Here is a 7581-nt window from a genome sequence, read left to right on the forward strand (position 1 = left end):
AAAATTGAGGATCACTTCCATAACTAATAGAGTCCGAGAGGAAATCAAATCTGGAATTATGGGGTACAAATCGATATTTTTTTGGAGACTGTTTATAAAGATTTTTCATCTGTTTTGTCTGATTCCTAGACAATTTGATGGCAACTTCTTTTTCAATTGAGGTATCCGGTAAATGAAATCTTGATGCAAAAGATTCCAGACCATTCTGGACACGGATAATATATTTCCATCCTTTTTGCTCAAAATGTGCCATAAGGTTGTAACTTTCATATCCTCTATCCATGATTACCAGAGCTGTTTCAAAAGGGAGACACCTCCATCATATCAATGACCGCTTGTCGCTCATCTACGCTTCTTTTATCTTGCACGATGACATCAGTATAAATACCTGTGTTAAGGTCATAAAATGCGTTCAGATGAATCAGGTTATACGGCTTATTTCCTTCACCAACTTGAAAAGAGGTCCCCTCATCTTTTGGATTTCTAGGAATATTCACGTCACTTCCATCTGCAGCTAGAATAGGGATTGAGTCATTTATAGGGATTTTTAAGGTGAATTCTTTGAATATTTTATGGAAAGCAATTGATTTTATCTTGTAGCGAGCTTGTACAAAAGCAGATTCCGTGATCCAAATATCTGCATCTAACAATTCTTTAGAAATGGATTTCCCGGACATACCAAGGATTAGCTTCACCGTTTTATCGAGAGATAGTTCCCGATTACGAGTAAAATCAGATGGGTTGTGAATCAAACTTTCTCTATCTCGCTTTATCACAGCAGTAATACTATTTCGTAGTTGCTTCTTTACTTGATTTGGCATTCTATCCACCTCCTTGAGCCTAAGTATAGCAAAAAAAGATTTCGAAAGCTCGATTTAGGAGCTTTCGAAATCCTTAACTTAATGACATTGTCCAAGGACGGAGAGGTTTTCTTGTCAGATTAATTCGGCTTCATCTTCTTCAATATCCACTACGACGTAACGATTTGGTTCGTCGCCTTCTGAGTAGGAGGTAACCCCATCGATTTTAGAGATGATGCGATGAATGATTTTACGTTCACTGTTGGACATAGGGTCGGTTTCCATAGCTCTGCCTTCTTCTAGGACCCGGAGGGCTAGTTTCTGAGCATAGCTTTGGAGAACTTCTGCTCTGTGTTCCACATAGTCATTGACGTTGATAGAGATAAAGAGTGTACGTCCGTAAAGGTTATAGAGGTAGTTTTGGGCTAGGAGCTGCAAGGACTTCAGAACCTTACCATGGTACCCAATCACGCGCCCTGGTTCGTTGGTATCAATTTGGAAATAAATGGTCCGACGACTGATGGAGGCAGAAACTGTTGCTTCAACATCCATTTCTCGGAGAACAGATTCTAGATAAGTTTGCGCTTGATCCATCTGTTCTTCTTCTAAGCTATCGCGCTCTCGGCGGACAAAAGTGACCGGTTCAGGCTCTGGTTCGGGGTCAACTGTGACGAAAGTCACTTCACCAACTTCTTCCTCAGCTAGAGACTCTTCGATTGTTTCTGGTTGTTCTTCAATTTCCGGCTCCGCTTCCAATTCTGGCTCGGTGTCGACAACTTCAGCCGGTTCAGACGCCACTTCTATACTTTCAACCTGGATAAGAGGCTCTGAGATCTCAGTTGCTTGAGATTCCAACTGGTCATCCACTGCGGCTTCCTCTTCTTCCCCCAAAGTCTCATTCGGAAGGTCGCGTGGGAAGAGGATGCTTAATTTACCGGTTTCTTCAAGTTTGGAGATAGCTTCTGCCATGTCTTCTGAGGATTGGAGGTTGGCTTCTGGGCTAACCTCTTCCTCAATCTCTTCCGCTTCGGCTAGGAGCGAACTTGGAAGAGGAGTTGTATCCTCGAAATCATAGTCTTCTTTGAAATCCAAGGCTTCCATTTCGACCTGAGCTGGTTTTTTACCGATTCCTAAAAAGCCTGATTTTTCGCGAGCAAGTACTTTGATGCGAACTTTCATACGAGGGAGGCCGAGGTCGTCTAGACCTTGTTGAATGGCTTCCTCAACGGTAGCTCCTGTATAACGTGCCATAAGTAGACTCCTTTATCGCTTTACTTTTTCTTTCTCTTTTTCTTCGCCTTACATTCGGCCTTGCGTTGCGCAGCGACCTTTTGCTTGGCAACTTCTTCCTCACGTTGCCGTGCCGCTACTATTTGAAATGGATTGTTTAAGAATAGCGTCTGCCCAACCTGATAAGCATTGGAGACGGTCCAATAGAGAGCCACCCCACTTGCTACCGAGAGCGAGAGGAAGAAAATCATCACTGGCATGATGTAAGTCATACTGGATGTCAATCCATTTTTTTCTTTTAGAGCATAAGTAGATAGCCAAGAGGACCCGAAGGTGAGTGCTGCGGCCAAAAATGGGAGAATCAAGTAAGGGTCGGGTTGGCTAAGATCCAACCACAAGAAGTGGGCTCCTTGCAGGATATCCACTCGTGTGAGGGATTGATAGAAGGCCAGCAAAATCGGCAACTGCACAAAGAGGGGGATGAAGGCTGCAAAAGGACGAACACCATGCTCCGCATAAAGAGCCTGCGTCTTAAGGGCTAGTTCTTCCTGACCTTCACGGCCACGTCCGCGATACTCCTCTTGCAGTGCCCGAAGGGCAGGCTGTATCTCTTGCATCTTCTGAGAAGACTTGGTTTGGTATTGGAAAACCGGCAAGAGTACCGTCCGCAAAATAAAGGTCATGAGAATAATCCCTAGACCAACATTGCCTCCAAAAGAAAGCCCATTAATAGCCTCCGCAAATAAATAAACAATCTGTTCCCAAAGACCGGTCGATTGACTGGTAACTTGAGAAGTCCCACAGGCTGTCAAGAGCAACATGGTTACTCCGATCATCAGCACACTAAGAATTTTCTTTTTCTTCACAATCTTCTTCCTTTTGATAGATCTCAGCTAGCTTGAGTACATGAAGCAAATTCTGCTCCATCTCAGCGTAGGATAAATCTTCAACCCCCTTACGGGCAATCAACAGAATATCCACATTTGCTAATTGATCTTGGTGTTTCTGAAGGAGATGGCGCAAATGCCGCTTGATACGATTACGAGTCACTGCATTTCCCAAACGCTTACTTACGGAAAGCCCCACTCGAAAATGTTTCAAGTCACTATCCATCTGGTAAACCACAAACTTCCGATTAGCTTTATTCCGCTTCTGAGCTAACAGAGCCTTAAAGTCTTGATTTCTTTTGATACGATAGCTCTTCTTCACAATCTTCTTCCTTCATCAAAATTAGTATTATTATACCACAATTTCCAATAAATCCAATAGCAGCAAGGGATAGAGAGCAAAAAAAGCAGGTAAATCCTATCGGATTTCACCTGCTTTTCAACTATTTTGACTTACTCTTCCTCTTTTTTCTTTTGGAAAAGGAAACCAAAACCAACTAGAGACAGCAACCAAACTAGGAAGCGCATCAATGGATTGCGAACTTCTCCAGTATTTGGAAGCTCTTCTTCCACCGGCATCTGAGCCGCAGACAAATCCGGCTGCTGTCCTGTCACGGACTCCAACTGAGTTCCATGACTTGGCATCACCAGAGGCGTCACTATTGCCTCCTCACGCTCACCAGGTACCCCTGGTTCCTCCGGAACCACCGGTGTGACCGGTTTTTCTGGTCCTACCGGTGCCACTGGTTTCTCTGGATCAACTGGGATTACCGGCTTGTCTGGTTCTACCGGTGTCACTGGTTTCTCTGGATCAACCGGCTTATCTGGTTTTTCCGGATTAACTGGTGTTACTGGTCTCTCCGGTTCTATAGGTCTTACTGGTTTCTCTGGATCAACTGGTTTGGCGGTCTCCTTGACAGTTACCGTCACTGGCACCCGATCCTCTGAGCCGTCATTGTAACGAACCGATACATAACCCGTGAGACTGCCTGACTTAGCATCCGCTGGAACAACTACAGTCACCCAACCATTGGAGCCCACAGTCATACCTGTGCCCTCAATTCTGTAGCTGGCTGAAGTTGGGAGGTTTACACCTGGAATAGTTACCTGGGTGCCTGCTGCCACTTCAACAGCTACATAGCTTGGGTTATAACGGTCTGCTTCTGGAATCACCGGTTTTTCCGGTTCTACAGGGGTTACCGGCTTATCTGGATCTGCCGGTTTCGCTACAACCTCTACTGTCACAACTACCCGGTCTTCTGAACCATCCTTGTAGCGTACAATCACTTGACCTGTCAAGCTGCCGCTAGCTGCATCCGCTGGAACAACTACAGTCACACGACCTTGGTCATCTACGGTCATGCCTGGACCATCAACACTATAGGTGGCCTGACTTGGAAGACCTTGGCCTTCCAAGACTACTTGATTTCCTGCTTGAACGGTCGCAGTAGCATAACTTGGATTGTAGCGATCGGATTCCGGTATCTCTGGTTTTTCCGGTTCTACTGGTTTAGCGATCACGATTACCCTGACTTCCACCAGGTCTTCTGAGCCATCGGTATAGTGGACAGTCACCTGTCCTTCAAGGGTGCCATCTACAGCATCGGATGGGACAGAAACCCTTACACGACCTTGAGCATCCACCGTCATACCAGATCCACTAATGCTGTAACGAGCAGAACTTGGCAAGTTATTTCCTTCAATTAGGATTTCTTCCCCGGCCTGTACTTCCATCAAGTCATAACTTGGGTCAAACTTCTCAGCTTCTGAACGTGATAATTCTTTAACACGGACAGTAATTGGAATCAGGTCTTCTGAACCATCAGCATAGCGAATAGTCAATTGACCTGTGATAAGGCTACCTACAGCCGCATCAGATGGGATTGGTACACTAACCAAACCATATGGATCCACGCGCATACCGGAACCAACAATACGGTAACGGGCTTGTTCTGGTAGTCCCTGTCCTTCCAGTTCAACCAAACTTCCTTGCTCACCTTCAAGACTTGGATAGCTTGGATTGTACTTGTCAGCATCCGGTGTTACAACAGGCTTAGCTGTCACATACACCACAACGGACACACGGTCTTGAGAACCATCCGTATAGGTGATGGTAACTTGTCCAGTCCGATCACCCGCAGGGGTATCAGCTGGAATATCAACCGTTACTTGTCCTTGAGCATCGACACGCATGCCTTCGCCCTCAATTTGATAAGTCGCCTCTCGTGGCAAGCCTTGGGATCCAAGAATCACTTGATTTCCAGCCTCCACAGTAATTGGACTATAATTTGGATTGTAGCGTTCAGCAAGTGGCCGGGCCGTTACTTGGACGGTCACCGCTGTCTGATCTTGGGAACCATCTGAGTAGGTGACAGTGACGACTCCACGAAGGGTCCCGGAACCACTGTTCTCATCAACTTTAATCGTTACTCGACCTTGATCATCCACGGTCATACCGGTTCCAACAATTGTATAGGTGGCCTGTTCTGGAAGATCTTGACCCTCTACCATAACTTGCTGACCAGCTTGGAGGGCACTTTCCGGATAACTTGGATTGTAACGATCCGCTTCACGACTGATTTCTGGTCGAGCTGTTACAGTAATTTGAACAGGAACCTGATCTTGGGAACCGTCTAGGTAGGTCACAGTAACTAGACCAGCCAAGCCCCCAATTGGAGCATCCGCAGGTAGGCTTACCGTTACCCGACCTCGATCATCCACCGCCATATAATCCCCATAAACCTGGTAGCTTGCCTCTACCGGGAAGCCTTGGCTACCTAAGGTCATTGTTCCGCCTTGTTGGAGAGTCGCTGGGGTATAGCTTGGTGCGTAAAACTCTGCGAGTGGTCGCGCCGTCACTTGAACAGTGACGCGTACAACATCACTGGATCCATCGCTATAACGAACAGTTACATTACCTGTCAATGTACCAGTAGCACTGTCTTCTGAAACAGCGACAGTGACGCGCCCTTGATTATCCACAGTCATGCCGGTTCCAACAATTGTATAGGTGGCCTGATCTGGGAGACCTTGACCTTCTAGGACAACGTGACTGCCGGCTTGAACGTGCGCGGTCTCATAGCTTGGATTGTAGCGTTCAGCTTCCCACTCTACAACTGGTCGGGCTGTTACTTGAACAGAAACTGGAACCAGATCTTCTGAGCCATCGATATAAGTAATGGTTACCTGACCAGTCCGTGTACCCGTTGGAGCATCGTCTGGTATCGTTACCGTCACACGACCAAAATCATCAATGGTCATCCCTTCACCACTCACGCGATAAGTCGCACGTTCAGGTAGACCTTCCACTCCTAGACGCCCCATAGTTCCGGCTTGAAGGCTTATTGGGGTATAAACAGGATTATAAACCTCTGCTAGAGGTCGAGCTATTACTTGGATCGTAAGTGGAACAACGTCTTCAGATCCATCTTCATAACGGACAGTGATACGACCTTGCAGGCTGCCCGTTTGGGCATCTGCCGGAACCACGACAGTTACTCGGCCCTGACTATCCACTGTCATGCCGGATCCCGTCACGCTATAGCTTGCTGAAGATGGTAGTCCTTGACCTTCTAGGACGACTTGATCGCCCGCTTGAACATGCGCGGTCTCATAACTTGGGTTGTAGCGTTCAGCTTCTGGTTTAGCTGTCACTTGAACAGTAACCGGAACTAAATCCTCTGAACCATCGCTGTAACGGACGGTCACTTGACCCGTCAAACTACCTGTTGCCGCATCTGCCGGAACCACGACAGTTACTCGGCCCTGACTATCCACTGTCATACCGAATCCCGTCACGCTATAGCGTGCTGAAGATGGAAGTCCTTGACCTTCTAAGACGACTTGATTGCCAGCTTGAACGTGCGCGGTCTCATAGCTTGGATTGTAGCGTTCAGCTTCTGGTTTAGCTGTCACTTGAACAGTAATCGGAACTAAATCCTCTGAACCATCGCTGTAACGGACGGTCATTTGACCCGTCAAACTACCTGTTGCCGCATCTGCCGGAACCACGACAGTTACTCGGCCCTGACTATCCACTGTCATACCGAATCCCGTCACGCTATAGCGTGCTGAAGATGGAAGTCCTTGACCTTCTAAGACGACTTGATTGCCAGCTTGAACGTGCGCGGTCTCATAGCTTGGATTGTAGCGTTCAGCTTCTGGTTTAGCTGTCACCTGAACCGTAACCGGAACTAAATCCTCTGAACCATCGCTGTAGCGGACGGTCACTTGACCCGTCAAACTACCTGTTGCCGCGTCTGCTGGCACAATAACAGTCACACGTCCCTGACTATCCACTGTCATGCCGGATCCCGTCACGCTATAGCTTGCTGAAGATGGTAGACCTTGGCCTTCCAAGACGACTTGGTTACCGGCTTCCACCGTCGCAGGAGTGTAACTTGGGTTGTAGCGTTCAGCTGCTGGTTTAGCTGTCACCTGAACCGTAACCGGAACTAAATCCTCGGAACCATCGCTGTAACGGACAGTGACCTGGCCGTGAACGGGGCCGCTTACTGCGTCAATCGGAACAGTAACTGTTACTCGACCCTGTGAATCAATGGTCATACCCGATCCGGTTACGCTGTAGCGTGCTGAAGATGGAAGTCCTTGGCCTTCCAAGAAGACTTGGTTGCCAGCTTCCACCGTCGCAGGAGTATAACTTG

General features: G+C 47.3%; 5 protein-coding genes and 1 pseudogene. All 6 read right to left on the reverse strand.

All coding sequences use genetic code 11. The features are described 5' to 3' along the window. A pseudogene (locus I1A59_RS08785) lies at positions 1-253 on the reverse strand (IS4 family transposase); the annotation flags it as partial. Between the two features lie 46 nt (positions 254-299). Further along, positions 300-821: a hypothetical protein gene (locus I1A59_RS08790; protein ID WP_196092401.1), complete on the reverse strand. Its 522-nt coding sequence runs from the start codon at positions 819-821 to the stop codon at positions 300-302. A 114-nt stretch (positions 822-935) separates the two neighbouring features. Continuing rightward, a complete protein-coding gene (jag, locus tag I1A59_RS08795) occupies positions 936-2051 on the reverse strand; it encodes an RNA-binding cell elongation regulator Jag/EloR (protein WP_196092402.1) in 1116 nt (371 codons plus the stop codon). Positions 2052-2071: 20 nt separating this feature from the next. Then, positions 2072-2896: a YidC/Oxa1 family membrane protein insertase gene (locus tag I1A59_RS08800; protein ID WP_348769640.1), complete on the reverse strand. Its 825-nt coding sequence runs from the start codon at positions 2894-2896 to the stop codon at positions 2072-2074. Continuing rightward, positions 2874-3239 (reverse strand): ribonuclease P protein component, encoded by a 366-nt coding sequence (gene rnpA / locus I1A59_RS08805; protein WP_196092403.1) that lies wholly within the window; start codon positions 3237-3239, stop codon positions 2874-2876. The genes I1A59_RS08800 and rnpA overlap by 23 nt, the downstream gene beginning before the upstream one ends. A 131-nt stretch (positions 3240-3370) precedes the next feature. Next, positions 3371-7581: Rib/alpha-like domain-containing protein (locus tag I1A59_RS08810; protein ID WP_196092404.1), on the reverse strand; the 4211-nt coding region annotated here is incomplete at its 5' end.

Source organism: Streptococcus sp. NLN76, assembly GCF_015686645.1.
Taxonomy (GTDB): Bacteria; Bacillota; Bacilli; order Lactobacillales; family Streptococcaceae; genus Streptococcus.

Coding starts and splice junctions, on each gene's coding strand:
- I1A59_RS08790 (WP_196092401.1), bottom strand. CDS start 821: ATGCCAAATCAAGTAAAGAAGCAACTACGAAATAGTATTACTGCTGTG.
- jag (WP_196092402.1), bottom strand. CDS start 2,051: ATGGCACGTTATACAGGAGCTACCGTTGAGGAAGCCATTCAACAAGGT.